This window comes from Sinomonas gamaensis, assembly GCF_005876955.1.
Lineage (GTDB): Bacteria > Actinomycetota > Actinomycetes > Actinomycetales > Micrococcaceae > Sinomonas > Sinomonas gamaensis.
Genome location: NZ_SSCL01000004.1, coordinates 318,700 through 338,052, shown reverse-complemented (window position 1 = coordinate 338,052; position 19,353 = coordinate 318,700). Strand labels below are relative to the sequence as shown.

At 69.1% G+C, this 19,353-nt stretch carries 18 protein-coding genes; 6 read left to right on the top strand and 12 right to left on the bottom strand.

All coding sequences use genetic code 11. The features are described from left to right. Positions 1-142: 142 nt before the first annotated feature. Both E5679_RS08420 and E5679_RS08415 read left to right on the top strand, forming a co-directional pair. Positions 143-421 (top strand): HPr family phosphocarrier protein, encoded by a 279-nt coding sequence (locus E5679_RS08420; RefSeq protein WP_138414684.1) that lies wholly within the window; start codon positions 143-145, stop codon positions 419-421. Between the two features lie 60 nt (positions 422-481). Then, entirely contained in the window at positions 482-1,555 is a 1,074-nt protein-coding gene (locus E5679_RS08415) for a lactonase family protein (RefSeq protein ID WP_171042293.1), read from the top strand. Between the two features lie 205 nt (positions 1,556-1,760). On the opposite strand, the gene E5679_RS08410 is transcribed toward E5679_RS08415, so the two are convergent. Next, positions 1,761-1,949 (bottom strand): hypothetical protein, encoded by a 189-nt coding sequence (locus tag E5679_RS08410; protein WP_138414680.1) that lies wholly within the window; start codon positions 1,947-1,949, stop codon positions 1,761-1,763. Between the two features lie 671 nt (positions 1,950-2,620). Between E5679_RS08410 and E5679_RS08405 the strand changes: the two genes are divergently transcribed. Then, a complete protein-coding gene (locus tag E5679_RS08405) occupies positions 2,621-5,008 on the top strand; it encodes an HAD-IC family P-type ATPase (protein ID WP_138414678.1) in 2,388 nt (795 codons plus the stop codon). 40 nt (positions 5,009-5,048) lie between these two features. Here the strand turns inward: E5679_RS08405 and E5679_RS08400 are convergent, their stop codons facing one another. Beyond that, on the bottom strand, positions 5,049-6,419 hold the full coding sequence (locus E5679_RS08400; protein ID WP_138414676.1) for a CoA transferase: 1,371 nt from the start codon (positions 6,417-6,419) through the stop codon (positions 5,049-5,051). A 62-nt stretch (positions 6,420-6,481) separates the two neighbouring features. On the opposite strand from E5679_RS08400, the gene E5679_RS08395 reads away from it, so the two are divergent. Together E5679_RS08395 and E5679_RS08390 are read left to right on the top strand one after the other, a co-directional pair. Continuing rightward, a complete protein-coding gene (locus E5679_RS08395) occupies positions 6,482-7,090 on the top strand; it encodes a COG4315 family predicted lipoprotein (protein WP_138414674.1) in 609 nt (202 codons plus the stop codon). A 9-nt stretch (positions 7,091-7,099) separates the two neighbouring features. Then, positions 7,100-8,332, top strand: coding sequence for a cytochrome P450 (locus E5679_RS08390; protein ID WP_249336021.1), 1,233 nt, complete (start codon positions 7,100-7,102; stop codon positions 8,330-8,332). Between the two features lie 56 nt (positions 8,333-8,388). Here E5679_RS08390 and E5679_RS08385 read toward each other — a convergent pair whose 3' ends face one another. Together E5679_RS08385 and paaZ are read right to left on the bottom strand one after the other, a co-directional pair. Beyond that, complete coding sequence (locus tag E5679_RS08385; RefSeq protein ID WP_249336020.1) at positions 8,389-8,754, bottom strand: VOC family protein; 366 nt, start codon at positions 8,752-8,754, stop codon at positions 8,389-8,391. Positions 8,755-8,831: 77 nt separating this feature from the next. Continuing rightward, positions 8,832-10,943 (bottom strand): phenylacetic acid degradation bifunctional protein PaaZ, encoded by a 2,112-nt coding sequence (gene paaZ, locus E5679_RS08380; RefSeq protein WP_138414670.1) that lies wholly within the window; start codon positions 10,941-10,943, stop codon positions 8,832-8,834. Positions 10,944-11,091: 148 nt separating this feature from the next. Between paaZ and E5679_RS08375 the strand changes: the two genes are divergently transcribed. Next, positions 11,092-11,877 (top strand): SGNH/GDSL hydrolase family protein, encoded by a 786-nt coding sequence (locus E5679_RS08375; protein ID WP_138414668.1) that lies wholly within the window; start codon positions 11,092-11,094, stop codon positions 11,875-11,877. Here the strand turns inward: E5679_RS08375 and E5679_RS08370 are convergent. The 8 genes from E5679_RS08370 to E5679_RS08335 form a co-directional block, all read right to left on the bottom strand. Further along, positions 11,844-12,632 (bottom strand): tyrosine-protein phosphatase, encoded by a 789-nt coding sequence (locus E5679_RS08370; protein WP_138414666.1) that lies wholly within the window; start codon positions 12,630-12,632, stop codon positions 11,844-11,846. The genes E5679_RS08375 and E5679_RS08370 overlap by 34 nt on opposite strands. Before the next feature lie 9 nt (positions 12,633-12,641). Next, positions 12,642-13,511: a 3-hydroxyacyl-CoA dehydrogenase family protein gene (locus E5679_RS08365; RefSeq protein ID WP_138414664.1), complete on the bottom strand. Its 870-nt coding sequence runs from the start codon at positions 13,509-13,511 to the stop codon at positions 12,642-12,644. Continuing rightward, positions 13,512-14,291, bottom strand: a complete 780-nt coding sequence (locus E5679_RS08360) for an enoyl-CoA hydratase/isomerase family protein (RefSeq protein ID WP_138414662.1) — start codon at positions 14,289-14,291, stop codon at positions 13,512-13,514. It abuts the gene before it with no gap. After that, on the bottom strand, positions 14,291-15,517 hold the full coding sequence (locus tag E5679_RS08355) for an acetyl-CoA C-acyltransferase (RefSeq protein ID WP_138414659.1): 1,227 nt from the start codon (positions 15,515-15,517) through the stop codon (positions 14,291-14,293). The genes E5679_RS08360 and E5679_RS08355 overlap by 1 nt, the downstream gene beginning before the upstream one ends. A gap of 141 nt (positions 15,518-15,658) precedes the next feature. After that, a complete protein-coding gene (locus E5679_RS08350; RefSeq protein WP_138414657.1) occupies positions 15,659-15,901 on the bottom strand; it encodes a hypothetical protein in 243 nt (80 codons plus the stop codon). Positions 15,902-16,110: 209 nt separating this feature from the next. Continuing rightward, entirely contained in the window at positions 16,111-16,452 is a 342-nt protein-coding gene (locus tag E5679_RS08345; protein ID WP_138414655.1) for a DUF8129 domain-containing protein, read from the bottom strand. Between the two features lie 28 nt (positions 16,453-16,480). After that, on the bottom strand, positions 16,481-16,963 hold the full coding sequence (locus tag E5679_RS08340) for a hypothetical protein (protein WP_138414653.1): 483 nt from the start codon (positions 16,961-16,963) through the stop codon (positions 16,481-16,483). Next, the gene (locus tag E5679_RS08335; protein ID WP_138414650.1) at positions 16,960-19,302 is read right to left on the bottom strand and encodes a molybdopterin oxidoreductase family protein; all 2,343 of its coding nucleotides are present in this window, start codon (positions 19,300-19,302) and stop codon (positions 16,960-16,962) included. Before E5679_RS08335 ends, E5679_RS08340 begins: the two co-directional genes overlap by 4 nt. Between the last annotated feature and the right edge of the window lie 51 nt (positions 19,303-19,353).

Sequence of the window (19,353 nt, the reverse complement as noted above, 5' to 3'; positions counted from 1 at the left end):
CTCCACCATCACCATCGCCCAGGCCCAGGACCTCGCCGCCCAGGCCCTGGCCGCCCCCTCCGCCCACGCCGCCCGCGAGAGCGTCAGATCAGCCCTGCCCGTCCTGGCCGACCTCGGCCTCTGAGAAAGGAACACACACCCCATGGCAGAACGCACCGCCACCATCGGATCCCGCGTCGGACTCCACGCCCGCCCCGCCGCGATCTTCGCCGAAGCCGCCGCCAACACCGGCATCGAAGTCACCATCGCCAAAGAAGGAGAACCCGAAGACGAGGCCATGGACGCCTCCAGCATCCTCTCCCTCATGTCACTGGGCGCCGAATACGGCCAGAAAGTCATCCTCCGCGCCGACGGCCCCGGCGCCGACCAAGCCCTCGACCACCTCGTCACCGTCCTCGAAACCGACCACGACGCCCAATAACCCCCCGTTGCGCCGTGGGCCGCCGCCCGCCGGCCGCCGCTTCAGCTCAGGAGTGTGAACGTGTCCCGGTCCCTGATCTACGTTGCATGCGCCGCGAGCGGCACGGTCGATGTCCTGTCTCTCGACCCTGACAGCGGCGCGCTCGAGCGCCTGGGGCGAACCGAAGGCCTCGACCACGTCTCATCGATGGCCCTCGACGGGAAGCGGCCCACGCTCTACGCCGCCTGCAACATTGACCGGCCGGCTCCCCACGTGCCGCCCCGCGTCGTCGCCCTCGCTCTCGACCCCTCGGGGGCCGCGACAGCTGGGGCCGAGAGGGAACTTCCCGTCACCACGTGCTACATCGCCCTCACCTCCGACGGGCGCGAGCTCTTCGGCGCCTCCTATCACGAGGGCCGCCTCATCCGCTTTGCTGTTCCCGGCGACTCCGCGGACAGAGTCTCCACCTATGCCTCGGGAACGAACACGCATTGTTCCGTCCTCAGCCCCGACGGGCGTTTCGTGTACGCGGCGTCGCTCGGCGACGACCGGATCAGCTGGTTCAGAGTCGACGGACCCCAGACGAGCACGGTGGACGACGACGCCATCGCCCCAGACGGGCATGTCACGGTCGAGCATGGCGCGGGCCCGCGGCACTTGCGGTTCAACGACTCCGGAGACCGCGTCTACGTCTTGCACGAGCTTTCGGGCGATGTCAGAGTCTTCGAGCGCGACGCCGAGACCGGGCGGCTCGCGCTTCTCCAGACCGTTTCCGCCGTAGAGGGCCTCGATCTCTCGCGAGGCACGGTCCGATCCCCGAGCACCCAGGACCCGGGGCAGAGCGTCGTCTGGTGCGCGGATCTGCGCCTCACGTCTGACGGACGGTTCCTGTTCACGACCGAACGCTCCACGAGCACGATCTCCGCGTTCGCCGTCCGTGACAACGGCCTTCTCGAATATCTCCGACGCACCTCCACGGAAGCTCAGCCGCGCGGCTCCTCCATCGACCCGTCAGGACAGTTCCTCCTCGTGTGCGGAGAGCGCTCCGACCACGTGACGGCGTATCGGATCGAGGACGACGGCGAGCTGACGCTTGCCTCGCGGGCCGCAACCTCGGGCGGTCCGTTGTGGATCGAGTGCTGGGCGCCCGCCTAACTTCTGCCGTTGGTCGACGACGGCGGCCGGCTCAGCGTCGCGGGCAGAACTGGCCCGCTCTCGTCCGCACAGGCGGCCCCGATCGCACCATTCCTGCACGCAGCGACCAATGCCCACCCATGGCCGAAGAAATCCCCTCGAGCTGGCTCGACCGCTTCGCGCGCGAGCGTATGACGGTGCATCTGACGCTAGCCGAGCCGCTAGCTCAAATTGCCAATAGTTCCGGGATGCCGAATCGTCTCGCAATCAGTATGCGGACGGCATCGACTAGAGGCTGTTCTTCCAGCTCAACGCCCTCGCCCCCGTAGTACACGCCCGTCTCGTCGCCCACCGCTTCGATGTCGAAAAGCCTGAGGACCTCGGCCACGCGGAGCTGATACTCGGTGACGGTCATCTGGCGAGACGCGCGAACTGGAATTGCGTCGAGGGCGCGCGCGACCTCAGCCCCGGCAGGTTCAGACATGGGCGGCCGTCACATTCCCTCCGCACCAGTCGCTCACCGTCAGGATGTTCCCACCGCTAGTGACCCTCCAGTTTGCCGTCCTGGTCCCGTAGTTGAAGGCATGGTTATAGCCGCCGAGGTCCGTGTACCGCGAGGCGCGCCAATGCAGATCGCGCCGGCTTTAAGTGTCTTCAATGCTTCCCCCTGAGAGTTTCGGACGGGATTTCGATGCAACCGCCGTCGCGTGACCGACTGGACAACCTGCCCCAATACCGTCCGCCGCTACCACTGAGATCGCCTCGGATCAGTACGCCAATGTCACTCAGCGGGAGGGGGACCTGCAGTGCCCGAAGGAAGAAGCCAGGAGGCCCGCAGATCCGTTGATCCCGTCGGGCTGCGGGTCTTCCTATGGATGCAGGACTTGTCATCATCGTCGCAGCAGAGTCGCTTCTCTGGGCGTCGGCAGCGGCTCTGGGCGCGTTCGCCGCAGTGGCGATCGCCGGCGTCGTCCTTTTCCGCCCGACGCTCGACACGGCGCTGGTGATGGCCGAGAAAGCCACCTCTTCCGGCACTTCAAGAACCGCGCGTGAGCGCCGAACGAGCGGGGGCCCTACTGTTGATCCATGGGGAATGAGGTGGGGACCGGTTCCGCCGTGTCCGCTCGCGGCCTGAGCGCCGAAGAGGTGGCCCGGCGGGTTGCCGAGGGGCTGACCAACGACGTACCTGCGCGCGCAAGCCGGAGCACGTGGGACATCGTGCGGGCGAACGTCTTCACGCGCATCAACGCGATCTTCGCCGTGCTCGCAGTCATCGTCTTTTCGACCGGGCATCTCCTGGACGGGCTCTTCGCGGGGCTCATCGTGGCCAACAGCATCGTCGGCATCGTCCAGGAGCTCCGTGCCAAGAAGACCCTCGACCGACTGGCGATCGTCGGCCAAGCCCACCCCCACGTGCGGCGGGATGGCGTGACGACCCCGACCGCGCCAGCGGAGATCGTGCTCGACGACGTGATCGAGCTGGGCCCCGGCGACCAGGTGGTCGTCGACGGCGAGGTCCTCGCGGGCGATGGGCTCGAAGTCGACGAATCCCTCCTCACAGGCGAGTCCGACCCGGTGGTGAAGACGCCCGGCGCGACCGTCCTCTCGGGCAGCTTCGTCTCCTCCGGCTCGGGCCTGTACCGGGCCACGAAGGTCGGGCGCGAGGCGTACGCCGCGCAGCTCCAGGAGGAGGCGAGCCGCTTCACTCTCGTCAACTCGGAGCTGCGCAACGGGATCAACACGATCCTCAAAGTCATCACGTGGCTCCTCATCCCGGCCGGGATCCTCTCCGTCTACAACCAGCTCACCGGGCGCCAAGCCCTTCCGGACGCCCTGCGCGGCATGGTTGCCGCCTTGGTCCCGATGGTCCCCGAAGGGCTGGTTCTCATGACCACGATCGCCTTCGCAGTCGGCGTGGTCCGTCTGGGCCGGCGAAGCTGCCTGGTCAACGAGCTCCCTGCAATCGAGGGCCTGGCGCGCGTCGACGTCGTGTGCGCGGACAAGACAGGGACGCTCACTGAGAACGCGATGGACGTCGCCGAGGTACGGCTCGCCCCAGGGACGGCCGACGACGGCGCAGCCCACCAAGCGACGCGGGCCCTCGCCGCGTTGGCTGCCGCAGATCCCCGCCCCAATTCCAGCATGCAGGCCATCGCGGCGGCCTTCCCCGACTCCCCCGGCTGGCATGCCCTCGAGACGCTCCCGTTCTCCTCCGCCCGGAAGTTCGGCGGCGCCCGCTTCGAGGAGCACGGCACATGGCTCCTCGGAGCCCCCGATGTCCTTCTCAGGCCCGACTCACCGGAGCGCCAGACGGCCGAGGAGCTGGGAGCCCAGGGACTGCGCGTGCTCCTCCTTGCGCGCGCGGACGGCCTGCTCGAGCCGACAGCAGCCGTCGCGCCGGCAGCGCTCGTGGTTCTCGAGCAGACGGTGCGCCACGACGCCGCCGCGACGCTCGACTACTTCGAAGCGCAGAAGGTCGCGGTCAAGGTCATCTCCGGCGACAACGCGGCGTCGGTCGGCGCGGTCGCTCGGCAGCTCGCTCTCCCCGGAGCCGGCGCCCCCGTGGACGCTCGCACGCTGCCCGATGACGGCGAGCAGCTCGCCGGGGTGGTCGACCGCGGAACGGTGTTCGGGCGTGTGAGCCCCGCGCAGAAGCGCGAGATGGTGAAGGCGCTCCAGTCCCGCGGTCACACCGTGGCGATGACCGGCGACGGGGTCAACGACGTCCTCGCGCTCAAGGACGCGGACATCGGCGTGGCCATGGGGGACGGAAGCCCCGCGACCCGCGCCGTTGCCCAGATCGTCCTCCTCGACAACAGCTTCGCCACCCTGCCGCACGTCGTCGCCGAAGGCCGGCGCGTGATCGGCAACATCGAGCGGGTGGCGAACCTGTTCCTCACCAAGACCGTCTACTCGGTGCTCCTCGCGCTCATGGTGGGCGTTCCGGGCCTGATCGGCTTGGACCCGCTCCCCTTCCCGTTCCTCCCCCGCCACGTCACCATCACCGGCTGGTTCACGATCGGGCTCCCCGCCTTCATCCTGTCCCTCGCGCCCAACCACGACCGCGCCCGCCCCGGCTTCGTGGGGCGCGTCCTCCGCATGGCGATCCCGGCAGGCATCGTGATCGCCGTGGCATGCTTCACGAGCTACCTCCTGGTCCGCGCATCCACGGCCGACGGCGGCCCCACCCAGGTGCAGGCCAGCACGTCCGCGCTCATCACGCTGATCGCGATCGCGCTGTGGGTGCTCGCGATCGTGGCGCGGCCGTACGAATGGTGGAAGGTCGGGCTGGTGGCGGTCATGATGGCCGCCTCGTTCGCGATGTTCGCGCTCCCGCTCACGCGGCAGCTGTTCGAACTCGACCCGAGCCACCCGGGCTACACCCTCACCGCGCTCGCGTGCGCCGGCGTGGGCATCGTGCTCGTGGAGCTGGCGTGGTGGATCGACGGCTGGCTCCGGCGAACTCGGAGCTGACCAATAGAGCCATTCGAGCCCATTCGAGCCATTCGAGCCATCAGAGCCACTCGAGCGACGCCGACCCGTAACGCTCCGGCGCGTGCGGGTATTCGACCTGTTCCCCCTCCAGGAGCAGTGGCGGCGGGACGTAGTCCAAGATCCCGTGGGGGCTCTTGGCCTGCCGGCGTGGCACCGGCAACGACCTCGCCTCGGCGCCGGAGGGCGGCGGGGCCGCGAGCAGCTCGTGCGCCGTGGCGGCGAGGGAAAGGTGGGCGCTGCCCGTGACCCCACGGCGACGGGCGGCCAGCAGGGCCACCGCGGCGGCGGCGATCCCGAGGCCCGTCGCGTAGTCGAGCGCTTGGACCGGCAGCGCACCCGGCCGCCATACGCCGTCGTGCTCCGAGCCGTAGATCCGCGCGATCCCGCAGGCCGCCTGGACGATGCTGTCGAAGCCGCGCGCGTCTGCCCACGGCCCGCCGCGGCCCCACGCGTTGAGGGAGACAACCGCGAGCTGCGGTTGGTCCGCGCGGAGCGAGGCGGGATCGAGCCCGAATCGGGCGAGGGCTGCCGCTCGATAGCCGAGCACGACGACGTCGGCGGCCGCGGCGAGTTCGCGCACCTGCGCGAGCTGGTCGCCGTCGGCGAGGTCGACCGCGGCGCTCCGCTTGGCGAAGTCCGCGTCCAGATGGGCGTCGAGGAGCTCCGGGTACCGGGGCGGGTCGATGCGGAGGACGTCCGCGCCGAGGGCTCCCAGAAGGCGTGTGGCGCTCGGTCCGGCGATCACCCGGGTGAGATCGAGGACGCGCACGCCGGCGAGGGGAAGGGCTCCCGAATCCTCGAGCGGTGGTTTGGCAGCTTCCTCTGCGAGCGCCACGTCCATCCATGGCTGGGACGCAGCCGCCTTCCCCATCGGCGAGGACGACCACTCCTCGGGGGACCTGACGGCTGCAGCGACTCCCCCGGCCCGCCGGACGTCGGCTTCCACGTCGAGTGCCGAACGCTCGCGGAGGGCCGCATCAAGCTGGGAGGCATCGGCGATCCCGAGCCCCTCAAGCAGCCGCGCAGCGTGGTGCGGATAATTGGCGTGGAGGCGGACCCAGCCGTCGGCGGTCGGGCGGAAGCCGGACATCGGGGCCCAGACGTCGGGAGCCTTGCCATCGATGCGCAGATGCCGGACCGAGTCGAAGGACGCGGCAAGGAGCTCGGACCGCGTCGACGCTCGGCTACCGCCCTCGGGCGACGGGGCGAGGGCGTCGAGCGACGCGATGAGCGCTCCCATCGAACCGAGGGCGAGCCCCTCGACGTCGAGGGCCCCGCTCCACCACCACCGGGGACCGCTCCGCCAATCCCGTGGCTCCGGCGCCTGTCCGAGGATCGGCTGGAGGTGCCGGTGCAGGGGCAGAGGTTCGGCGAGGGCATCCTCAGTCATGGAGGGATCGTAGCCTCATCCGTGATCGGGGTAGAGAGCCGGGATGAGGGTAGAAGACGATCATGCATCAGCATCGGAGGCCCCTTGTCCTTGCCGCATGCGCCCCACTGCTGGCCCTTGCGCTGGCCGGGTGCGGCGGCAGCAGCCCCAGCTCCCAGCACCCCGAGTCGTCGGCCCCGGCAGCCTCGGCCAGCGGCTACGGACCCGGCGGCGAACAGCCCAACGCGTCGTCGAAGGCGACATCGAGCCTCAAGACTGCGACGGTCAACGGCCAGACGATCGTGGTGGACGCGAACGGGATGCCCGTCTACTTCTACACCTTGGACAACCAGGGAGAGTCGAAGAGCGCGTGCCTCGGAGGCTGCGCCACGCTGTGGCCCGCCGTGACGAGCGACCAGACCCCTCAGCTCCAGGGCATCACGGCCAAGGTGGGCAGCATCACGGCCGCGGACGGCAGCAAGCAGGTCACCCTCAACGGCCTGCCCATCTACTACTACGCGAAGGACACTTCGCCCGGGAAGGCGAACGGCCAAGGCGTCGGCGGGGTGTGGTACGTGGTGTCCCCAGACGGCTCGATGATGACGTCCTCGCCGACCGGAAGCCGGCCGGCTTCGGGAGGCTCCACGGAGTCGGTCTCCGCGAGTCCTACTCTTCAGCCGTCCACGAAGTAGGCACCGCACATGCTCCCCCGCGTGCCGGACAGCACGGTCGCCTTCCTTCGTGAGGGCTACACCTTCATCTCCGCCCACTGCGACGAGCTCGGCGCCGACGCGTTCCGCACCCGGGTCATGCTCCGCCCGGCGCTCTGCGTCCGCGGTGCCGAGGCCGCGGCCATGTTCTATGACGAGGACAGAGTGGGCAGACGTTCGGCGATGCCGCGATCGGCCCAGCACCTGCTCCAGGACGAGGGCAGCGTCCAGTCGCTGACCGGCTCCGCCCATCGCCACCGGAAACGGCTCTTCGTAGAGCACCTCGGGCCCGGGGAATCGTCTCGGCTCGCCACGATCTTCGGCGATGAGCTGGCCCGGATGATCGGCGGGTGGAAGGAACGGTCCCGCGTGGTCCTCCACGACGAGGTGCGGCGGGCCCTCACCGTCGCTGCGTGCCGCTGGGTGGGCTTGGAGGTCGACGGCGCGACCGCCGCGCGCCGCAGCCGGGAGTTCGGGCTCATGATCGACCGTGCCGCGAGCTTCGGGCCTCCTAATTGGATCGCACGACGACGGCGGCGCACCACGGAGGAGTGGGCGGCGGAGCAGGTCCGCGGCCTCAGGGAGTCGTCCGCAGGCGTGCCTGAGTCTGCCCGGACGATCGCCGAGGCGTTCGCCCTCCACCGCGACGAGGAGGGCGAGCTGCTCCCGGAGGAGGTCGCTGCCCTCGAACTCCTGAATCTGCTGCGCCCGACCGTGGCGGTGGGGCGCTTCATGACGTTTGCGGCCGTCGCGATGATCCGCTTCCCCGTGTGGGCCTCCCGTCTGGCTCAGGGCTCGGACGAGGACCTTCTGGTGTTCTCCCAAGAGGTGCGGCGGTACTTCCCGTTCTTTCCCCTCGTGGGCGGCACGGCGAAGACCGGGTTCGAGTGGAACGGTGAGGCGATCAATGCCGGGCAGTGGATCCTTCTGGACCTGTACGGGACCAACCACGATCCCCGAGCCTGGCGGGACCCGGAGAGCTTCGACCCCGAGAGATTCCGCGGGTGGACCCCGCACCCCAACACCCTGATCCCGCAGGGCGGCGGGGACATCGAACGCGGGCATCGGTGCCCGGGAGAGGCTGCCACCATCGAGCTCATCAAGGCGTGCGCTCGGCTCCTTGCCCAGCAGGATTGGCTCCGCGCGCCCGCCCAGGACCTGACGATCGATCTCCGGCGCATTCCGGCTCTGCCGCGGAGCGGAGTCATCCTCTCGCGGGCTTGACGCAGAGGAGGGCCGGGCGCTCGGCCCGGCCCTCCGTCGTCGTCCTTGATTCCGGACTACATGTTGTATTCGATCGCCCCGCCCTGATGCAGGCAGATGATGTTGCCATCGGGGTCCGCGAACCACGAGGCGCGCTCGTCGCCCATGGTGTAGACATGATGCTCATCCGTCTTGAGATCGGGGAGATCGTAATCCTCGAAACGCACACCGTGCCCTTCGAGTTCGCTCATCGTGGTGTCGAGGTCGTCAACCTCGAACGTGATGGCGGTGTGGCCTGAGTGGACCGAGTTTGGATCGACCATCAGGCCCAGCGATGCGGTTCCGTCCAGACCGAAGATCATCATTCCGGTCGGGTCCTTGCCGCGGACGGGGAGCCCCAGCGCTCCCTGGTAGAAATCCTTCGCACGTGCCTCGTCGGACACGGTGAGGATTGTTGTTGCCGGTCGCGTCGCCAGATTCATTGGGGCACCTCCAGGAGGGTGAACTGACGGCACCCATTTTAGGCGTGCCACTCCTTGGCGACGAGAGTCAGTACGTCGTAGGTGGCGACAATTTCGTCATTCTGGTTTTCGATCACCGCGTCCCAGCAGACCTCGCCATATTCATCCGTGACTCGCGGAGTGATCTGCTTCGCGGTCAGCGTCACGCGGATGGAGTCCCCCGCCGGGACCGGGGTGAGGAAGCGGAGGTTCTCGAGCCCGTAGTTCGCCAGCACGGGCCCCGGCTCGGGCGAGACGAAAAGCCCCGCCGCCCAGCTCACCAGCAGGTAGCCGTGTGCGACGATGCCCGGGAAGAACGGGTTCGCTGCCGCGGCCTCCTCATTCGTGTGGGCGTAGAACGTGTCGCCGGTCTCATTCGCGAAATGGGCGATGTCGTCGAGCGTGACCTGGCGCAGCTCCGAGCGCACGGCGTCGCCGATGCGCAGCTCCGCGAGGGACTTGCGGAACGGGTGGGTGTTCGGGTCTGCCGGATCCGCCAGATGGCGGTCTGCGCCCTTGTGCCACACGCCCGTCACTGCCGTGAGCATGTTGGGCGAGCCCTGGATCGCGGTGCGCTGCATGTGGTGCTTGACGGAGCGGATCCCGCCGAGCTCCTCCCCGCCGCCTGCGCGGCCCGGGCCGCCATGGACGAGGTGCGGGACAGGCGATCCATGGCCCGTGGACGTGCGCGCGTCTTCGCGGTTGAGCACGAGCACGCGGCCGTGGTGGGACGCGATGCCGAGGGTGAGGGCCTGCGCGGTCTCCGGATCGTTGGTGCAGACCGTCGCGACGAGCGAGCCCGAGCCGAGGGCGGCGAGCTCGACCGCTTCCTCCACCGATGAGTAGCCCACCACTGAGGACACCGGGCCGAAGGCCTCCGTGCCGTGGAGCGCGGGGGCGCGGACGTCATCCCACGTGAGCACCACGGGCGACATGAACGCGCCGTCCGGCACGGCGGCCTTGGCCCCGCCCGACGTCACGACCTCCGGCGCCTCGAGCGAGCCCCACGCGATCCGGCCGCCGGCCGCGACGAGAGACTCGACGGCGTCCCGGACGTCGTTGAGCTGGCCGACCGAGGCGAGAGCGCCCATCGTCACGCCCTCCACGCGGGGATCCCCGAGGACCACCTTGTCGGTGACGCGCGCGCCGATGGCGGCAACGACGTCGTCCACCATGCCCTGCGGCACGATCGTGCGGCGGATCGCGGTGCACTTCTGGCCGGCCTTGACCGTCATCTCGGTGACCACGGAGCGGATGAATGCGTCGAACTCGGGGGTGCCCGGACCCGCGTCGGGGCCGAGGATCGCAGCGTTGAGCGAGTCGGTCTCAGAAGTGAAGCGCACACCCCCGTGGACCACGTTCGGGTGGGACTTGAGCAGGTTGGCGGTGGACGCCGACCCCGTGAAGGACACCATGTCCCGGTAGTCGAGCTCGTCGAGGAGGGTCCGCGCCGAGCCGGAGATGAGCTGGAGAGAGCCGGCCGGCAGGATGCCGGACTCGATCATGAGCCGAACGACGGCCTCGGTCACGTAGCCAGTAGGTGTCGCGGGCTTGACGATTGTCGGGACGCCCGCCACGAACGCGGGGGCGAACTTCTCGAGCATCCCCCACACGGGGAAGTTGAACGCGTTGATCTGCACGGCGACGCCGGGAATGCGCGAGTAGATGTGCTCGCCCACAAACGAGCCGTCCCGCGAGAGCGTCTCGAGCGGACCTTCGACGATGACCTGGCTGTTGGGGAGCTCGCGGCGCCCCTTCGAACCGAAGGTGAAGAGGACGCCGATGCCGCCGTCGACGTCGACCATCGAGTCGAGCTTCGTGGCGCCGGTCTTGTAGGAGAGCTCGTAGATCTCGTCCCGGTGGCCGTTGAGGAACTGGGCGAGTTCCTTGAGCTTGAGCGCGCGCTCGTGGATCGTGAGCTTGCCGAGGCCCGCCTGCCCCACAGTGCGGCCGTGGCACACGACGGCGGCCAGATCCAGCCCCTCGGTGCTCACCGAGGCGAGGAGCTCGCCGGTGCTCGCGTCGCGGACTTCGGCGGCCTTTCCTGCCGCGCCTTCTGGAGTCCACCAGGCGTCGAGAACATAACTCGGGACGATCGTGGTCTGGATGGATTGTGCCGCGGCAGTGGTCATCGTCGACGGTTCCTTCCGATGCGGGACTCGGGACGGCCGGCGCTTGGAGAGCCTAATTACTGACCGGCCGTTCGGTAATGGCAATAGAATACACGGCTCGCGCTTCGAGACCTAGTCCCACCGGCCCAGCAGGCCTACCCTGAGCGGCATGATCGACTCCCAGCCCCGATCCTCGCGCGTCATCCGCATGCTGCTCGCCGTCCTCGCAGCCCTCGGCCTCGTCGCTGGTGCCACCCTGCCAGCGCAAGCCGCCACCCCGCCGTCGTACCTTGCGCTCGGCGACTCGATCGCGGCGGGTACGGGCGGCGGGACCTACCTCAACGACTGTCTCCAGACGCCCGGTTCCTACCCCGCCCTCCTCGGCGCGGACGCGAACCTCGCGTGCTACGGAGCGACCACCGCGGACGTCATCTCCCGGCAGGCACCGCTGGTCCCTGCGGGGGTCCGGAACGTGACGATCACGGTCGGCGCGAACGACGTCGGGGACGCCCCAGTCGTCTTCGCCTGCACGTCCGACCCCGCCTCGGCGTCCTGCTCCGACGCCCTCCACACCGCGGTCTTCGTGCTGCTCCCCCAGCTGCCTGCCAAGCTCCGCGCGACCATCGCCGCCGTCCGGGCGAAGGCGCCCAGCGCGCACATCACATTCACCGGCTACCCGCTGCTGTTCACGGTCTCCGGCCTGCCGCCCGCCCTGCAGCCCGTGGCCGCCCAGATCAACGGAGCCACCGCCCTGCTCAACTCCACGATCGCGGTGACCGCCCTGACGAGCGGCGCTTCCTATACAGACGTCACCCTTGCCTTCCTGGGGCACGGGCTCGGGTCGCCATCGCCTTGGATCCACGGGTTCACCCCCAACGACCCAGCCTCATTCCACCCGACAGCCGCTGGCTACGCCCTCGGCTACGTCCCCGCCGTCAGGCCGTTCGTGCGCTGAGGCGGCGTGGGGGCTTCGGGCTCAGCCCGGAGCTTCGCCCTCACCCGTTCGAGCTCATCCCGACTGAGGCCGTGCTCGAGAAGGTACTCCTCGGCGTTGATGCCCGCGCCGAACTCCGCGAGCGCGGCCTGCCGCTCGGCGAGGATCGGCTCGAGCTCGGCCTCTTCCTGATAGCTCTCGTAGGGGTGCTTGACCGGGCTGATCCGGTGCCACTCGTTGATGCTCCGCACGCTCGCCTCGTACTGGGCCGCGGCCTTCTCCTGGGCGACCGCAGGGTCGGCGAGCTGAAGCAGCAGCGTGACGATGATCCCCGTGCGGTCCCGGCCCGCCGAGCAGTGAACCACGACGCCCCGGGGCGCCTCGGCGATCGCCCGGAACACCGCCGCGATCCTCTCGGGGAAGAGGCGGACCACCCCGGCATAGCCGTTCGGGTGGTTGAGATACGGAGGCACTTGTCGGGCGAACAGGTCGGCGAGTTCGGGGTGCTCGGGATCCTCCGTCGGGGCATTGACGACGGCGATGCCCTCCATGGCCTCGGCCGGCACCTCCGGATCGGTGGGCCTCCGCCGCCGCTCGCCCGGGTTCCGGAGGTCGATGACGGTGCTTACGCCGTCGTCGTGCATCTGCCGCCATCCGCGCTCGGTGAGCCACTCGCTGCGGCCCATGCGGTAGACGGAGCCGAGCACTCGACGCGCGTTGACGGCGCCCTCCCAGTGGACGGCGCCGTCGTCGTGCTGAGGTGTCGTCTCACTCATGCCCCGACCCTACGCCCAGTCGTAGAAGCCCTTGCCCGTCTTGCGGCCGAGTTCGCCGTTGGCGACCTTGTCGCGGAGGATCTGCGGGGGCGCGAAGCGCTCGCCGAGGGTCTTGTGGAGGTACTCGGCGATGCCGAGCCGGACGTCGAGGCCCACGATGTCGGTCGTCTTGAGCGGGCCGGTGGGGTGCTTGTAGCCCAGGACCATCGCGTTGTCGATGTCCTCGGCGCTCGCGACGCCCTCCTCGACCATGCGCATGGCCTCCAGCGCGATCGCGACCCCGAGGCGGGAGGAGGCGAAGCCGGGAGCGTCCTTGACGACGACGGCGGTCTTATCCAGCGCTGCCACCCAGCCGCGGGCGGCGTCGGCGGTCTCCTGGGAGGTCTGTTCCGCGATGACGACCTCGATGAGGGTGGAAGCGGGAACGGGGTTGAAGAAGTGGAGGCCGAGGAACTGCTCCGGCCGCGCGAGCGAGGCGGCGAGCTCGCTGACCGACAGCGAGGAGGTGTTGGTGGCCAGATGCGCGTGCGGGGAGATCTCCCGTTCGACGGCGGCCAGGGCCGTGGCCTTCAGGGTCGGGTCCTCGGGGACGGCCTCGACGACGAGGTCGCACAGGGCAAAGTCGGCGTAGTCCACGCTCGTGGCGAAGGACTGGAGGACCTCATCGAGATTCCCCTCCGAGGCCCCCCGCTCGATCGACTTCGCCACGGAGGCCTCGACTCGCTCCCTCGCGGCTTCTGCGGACTGCTCGTCGCGCTCGACGACCAGGACCTTGGCGCCCTTCATCAGGAACGCGTGCGCGATCCCGGCGCCCATGCGGCCGCCCCCGAGCACTCCGACGTGCGCGGGAAGGCCCTCGGCCAGATTGATGGTGCCCATCTACTTCTTCTTTCTGTCCAGGAATGCCTGCATGCGGTCGAACTTGGCCTGGGACTCGAACAGGATCCCCTGGGCCAGGGTGTCGATCACGGGGTGCGCCTCGCGCGGGGCGTGGAAGACGGCCTTGGAAATCCGCACCGCGAGCGGGTCCTGGGCCGCGATCCGGTCAGCTAGGGCATCCGCGGCCGCGAGCAGCTTCTCCGGCTCGACCAGCTCGCTGACCAGGCCGGCGGCAAGGCACTCCTGCCCGGTCAGGACCCGGCCTGCGAGCAGGATCTGCTTCGCCAAGGGCTCCCCGACGAGCTCGCGGAGCCGCCAGGTCGCCCCGGCGGCGGCCATGATCCCCAGCCCGGTCTCGGGGTTCCCCAGACGCAGCGACTCGGTGCCGATCCGGAAGTCGGCCGCGTACGCCAGCTCGGCGCCCCCGCCGAGTGCGTACCCGTCCAGGGCGGCGATCACGGGCATGGGCAGCTTGGCGATGCGGTCGAAGACGGTCGAGTTGATCCCGGCCAGGGCGTCATCACGACGGCGTTCGCGCAGCTGGGCGATGTCGGCCCCCGAGGCGAAGATCCCCTTCACGCCCGCACCGGTGTCAGTTGGCGTACCCGAGACGATGAGGATCTTGGGGTCGGCCTCGAGGTGCGCGCACACGGCGTGCAGCTCCTCGACCATCGCCGCATCGATCGCATTGCGCACCTCGGGGCGGTGGAGCCGAACGTGGAGGCGGTCCGTGCGCTCATCGACCCTCAGGGTGGTGAACCCGGACGCGTCCAGGCCCATCACACGCCCTCCACGATCAGCGCGGTGCCCTGCCCCACGCCGACGCACATTGTCGCCAGGCCCAGCTTCCGGCCTGCCCCGGTGAGCTCGCGCTCCATCCGGCCCAGCAGCGTCACCACGAGCCGGGACCCCGAGGAACCCAGCGGATGGCCCAGGGCGATCGCGCCCCCGTCGGCATTGACCATCTCCTCTTCGAGCTTGAGCTCCCGCATCACCGCCAGGGACTGGGAGGCGAAGGCCTCGTTCAGCTCCACCGCCCCCAGATCGGCCACCGAGAGGCCGGTGCGCTCGAGCACCTTCCGGGTCGCCGGGACCGGGCCCATGCCCATGATCTCCGGCGCGACCCCGGCCGAGGCCCCGTCCAGGATCCGCGCCCGCGGCGCCAGCCCGAACCGCTCCACCGCCGACTCCGAGGCCACCACGATCGCCGAGGCCCCGTCGTTCAGCGAGGACGCGTTGCCCGCCGTCACGACCGAGCCCCCCTTGACCACGGGGCGCAGCTTCGCGAGGACCTCCATCGTGGTCCCCGGCCGCGGGCCCTCGTCCGTGTCCACCACAGTCTGGGCGCCCTTCTTGCCGGTGACCGTGACGGGCACGATCTCCTCCGCGAGCCGCCCCGCCTCGATCGCCGCGATCGCCCGCTCGTGCGAGCGCACCGCGAACGCGTCGCAGTCCTCCCGGGTGGTCTCGAACACCCGGGCGACCTCCTCGGCCGTCTCCGGCATCGAGTACGTCGCCTTCCCGTCCCGCGAGAGCTCCCCGGAGAGGAAGGCCGGGTTCGTGAACCGCCACCCGATCGAGGTGTCGAACACGGCCCCCGGCTTCGCGAACGCCGTCGACGGCTTCTCCATCACCCACGGCGCCCGGGACATCGACTCCACCCCGCCGGCAACCACGAGGTCCGCGGCGCCGGCCTTGACCATGTGCGAGGCCATGATGATCGCGGACAGGCCCGAGGCGCACAGTCTGTTCACGGTGATCCCCGGGACGGAGTCCGGGTAGCCGGCCAGCAGCCAGGCCATCCGCGCCACGTTCCGGTTCTCCTCGCCTGCCCCGTTCGCGTTGCCCAGGATCACCTCGTCCACCGCGGACGGATCGATCCCGGCACGCTCCACCGCGGCCTTCACGGTCAGCGCCGCCAGGTCATCCGGGCGGACCGAGGAAAGAGCGCCGCCATACCGGCCCACCGGAGTCCGCGCGCCGCCGATCAGAAAGGCCTCAGCCATGAGCACATCCTTATGCGTTGGGTTCCGGTCGGAGCGTCGAAGACTACAAGCACTTACCGACCGTTCGTTCTATAAAGATTACCCGTCGCATGACTGGGGTCAACCCGCAACCCGGGATTGGCAGTGGGGCAGGAGTCAGGATCAGGCGGGCCCACGTTCCGCACAGTAGCCGTGGAGGGCCTTGACCAGACCCAGCCGAGCGGCGTGGCGCAGGCCCCCTGGGGCGCGAGCCGGGCGGCGGTAGCGGAGGGTCAAGGCGTCCGTCACGCCCAGGTACGCGACCGCGAGTTCCCCCGCCGCCCGTGCCCGCGCAAGCGTGCAGGGGCCTGCTCGGTCCAAGACCGCCCTGGCTTCTGCCGGGCCCGAGATAGGTGTGAGTGTCAAGAGGAACTGCTCCTCACTGGGGCGAGGCGAAGAACCGAGAAGAAGCGCTCGGCCGGCCTGTCCCAATGAGGTCCGACTGCGTTTGAAGACCCGGCCGACTCAGCCGAGCCCTCCCGCCCCGAGGTCCGCGCGGCTCGAACTCGGGCCGCGCCTATCCCTCGACACTAGGAGTAGACAGAACCGTCTGTCCAGAGACGGAGACCCCGGGCTCAGTGACGCGGCTGGGCCGGGTTCGTCGGCACGCCCTGCGACGGCGGGTTGATCTTCGGGCCGGCGGTCTCCGGGGAAACCGGGGACTGCCCGCTCGCCGACGACTTCTCGGGGAGATCCTCAGGCACGCCGCCGCTGGGCTCGGCCCCTCCGCGCACGTCGTCGAGCCGCTGCTGCAGCACTTGCCGGACCGGAAGCCGGTTGCCGTGCGCCTCCTCGAAAGCGAGCAGTTCCTCGAGTGCCGAGGCATCCAGGCCGTGGATCCGGGACGGCAGCGTCGCGAGGGGGATGTGGTCGTAGTCGGGCAGGGGAAGCCCCTTGTGTTCTGGTGTTTCAGCCATGAGACCGGTGTCCTTCCGTGGGGTTTGGCTAACTGACAAGAATCTGGGTTGCGCTCTCCTTGAGCTTGCTGTTCGCCCAGCGCATCTGGCGCAGGGTGTCCGGGTGGTTCCTCTTGGCCAGGTCGAGCAGGTCCTTGTGCTTGATCCCCTGAGCCGCTTGGGCGAGGAGCTCCCAGTCCACGGAAACGCCAGCCGCCTTGATGTACACCTCTCGGACATCCCGCAGGAGCAGGAGCCCCGGGGACTTGAGGTGCCCCGCCAACTCGCTGCCCTTCTCCACAAGGGCATCGACAGGGCCGCGCTTCGTGCCGGCGTCCGGATCCAGATCCTGCCCGTAGTGCTTGGCGATCTCCGCGATCTCGCGGACGTGGCGCTGCGACCACCCCGCGAGGTCTCGCGCGAGATGGAAGACTTCGTGGTCCACCTTGTGACGCTCAGAGATCTTAAGCAGCTCGCGTGCAAGCTCAGCCTCCGAGCGGTGGAGCTCCTCAAGGGCCAGCCCGATCTTCATCGGATCCCTCCCGTCGTCCGCTTGACGCTCACCGCGGCCGTCTTGAAGATGGGCTGCTTCGAGCAGGCGTCCCAGTCGGTGATGGTGAGCTCGTTCGCCGCGCGCCCTGCGCCGTCGGGCTCATGCCCACCCTCGGTGTCCCAATACCCGTAGTGGAATGGAACGAACACGACGCCCTTGCGAATTCGGGTGATCCGGGCCTTCGCCTGCAGGGAGCCGCGGGGGCTCGCCACCTCGAGGAGGTCGCCTTCCGAAATGCCGACGACGGCGGCGTCGGCTTCCGAGATCTCCACCCACACGTCGGGGGCGGCAGCCTGCAGCTCGGGCGTCCTTCCGGTCTTCGTGCGGGTGTGGAAGTGATACAGCGTGCGCCCGGTGATGAGGATGAAGGGGAAGTCCTCGCTCGGGAGCTCGTGGGCGGGAACGTAGGCTGCAGCCTTCAGGATGGCCTTCCCGCTGGGATTCAGTGCCTTGTACTCGGTCTCGTCGAGTGGCGCGCCCGTCACCAGATCGCGGCCGTAGCTCTCGCAGTAGTCGGGGGCACTGAAGAATTTCCCGTCTTCGTACAGGCGCTCGGTCCCGTCTGGGTGCTCGTCGTTGCACGGCCACTGGATCCCCGAGCCTCCGCGCAGCTTCTCGAAGGTGAGGCCCGTGTAATCACAGGGCCTTCCCCGGCTGCATTCCTTCCAGGCCTCGAACGCCGACTCGGCGTCGTGCCATTTCACGAGCGGCTCGCCGTCCTTGTCCTTGAGTCCCAGGCGGTGGGCGTAGTCGATGAAGATCTCGAGGTCGGCCTTGGCCTCCCCCGGCGGGTCGACGGCCTTTTCAGAGAGGTGCACGGTGCGGTCGACGTTCGTGAACGTCCCCGTCTTCTCGCCCCACGTTGCCGCAGGCAGGACGACGTCGGCGAGCTGGGCCGTCTCGGACAGGAAGATGTCCTGGACCACGAGGAACAGCCGCTCCTGCTGCAGGATCGACCGGATCCTGGGGAGCTCGGGCAGCGAGACCGCCGGGTTCGTGCCGCTGACCCAGAGCATCCTGATCGAGCCGTCCTCGGCGTAGCGCATCATCTGCATGACGTGGGTCGGCGGCGAGTAGTGCGGGATGTCCATCGGATCGACGTTCCACACCTTCGCGAGGTCCTTGACGTGCGCGTCATTGGTCCAATTGCGGAAGGCGGGCATATCGCCGTCGGCTCCACATTCGCGCGTGTTCTCGGCGGTAGGCTGCCCATTCATCTGAAGGATGCCGCATCCCGGTTTGCCGAGCATGCCCCTGATGATGTTGATGTTGTTCACCTGGACGGCCGCGGCCGTGGCCTGATTCGACTGGTAGAAGCCCTGCAGCACGGTCGAGAGCAGTCGCTCCGCGTGCCCCAGGATCGAGGCCGCCTCGCGGATCTGGTCTGCGGGCACGTCGCAGATCTCGGCCACTACCTCCGGCGGGTAGTCCTGGACTCGCTTCGCCAGCTCCTCGAACCCCACGGTGTGGGCCTCGATGTAGGCGTGATCGACCCAGTCGTTGGCGACGATCTCGTGGAGGAGCCCGTTCATGAGGGCCACATTGGTGCCCGGCAGCGGGGCCAAGTGCAGTGCGGCGTGGCGGGCGACCTCCGTGGGCCGCGGATCCACGCAGATGATCTTCGGCGGGTTCGGCCCTGCGAGCCGGTCCAGCATCCGCATCCACAGCACGCTCTGGGTCTCGGCGACGTTGTGCCCGTAGAGCGCGATCACGTCGGCGTGATCGACGTCGGTGTAGGAGCCCGGCTGCCCGTCGCTCGCGAACGATGCCTTGAGCGCCGCGGCAGCCGTGGCGGTGCAGAGGCGGGTGTTGCCATCGACGTGGTTCGTCCCCAGACCTCCGTGGGCCACGACCCCAAGCGTGTAGTACTCCTCTGCGAAGAGCTGGCCGGTGGTGTAGAAGCCGATCGCGCTCGGGCCCTGCTCCTCGAGGAGCTCCTGCGTGCGCTGCACAATCCGGTTCATCGCGGTGTCCCAGTCCGTCTCAACCAGACGTCCTCCCTCTCGGATGAGGGGCCGCGTCAGTCGGTCCGGCGCGGAGTTGGCCTGCCACCCGTAGAGGTCCTTCACCCCGAGGCGCCCATGATTGACGCGGTCGGCGGCGCGTCCCCGAACCCCGACGATGCGCCCGTCCTTCACGGCGATGTCCATGGCGTCGCCGTTCGAGTGCAGGAGCGACGCGGTCTGCACCCAGCGGTCGACGTCCTCGGGGCTCACACCCTCCGCGAGATGGGTGTCGACGCGCTCCGGCCAAGTCTCCCCCGGCCCGTAGGGGCGTCTGGCCCCCCAGGGCTCCGCAATCCGGTCCGTTCCCGCCATCGACTCCTCCTCGATCACCCATGCCTTACCCGCGAAGCCGGAACGCGAACG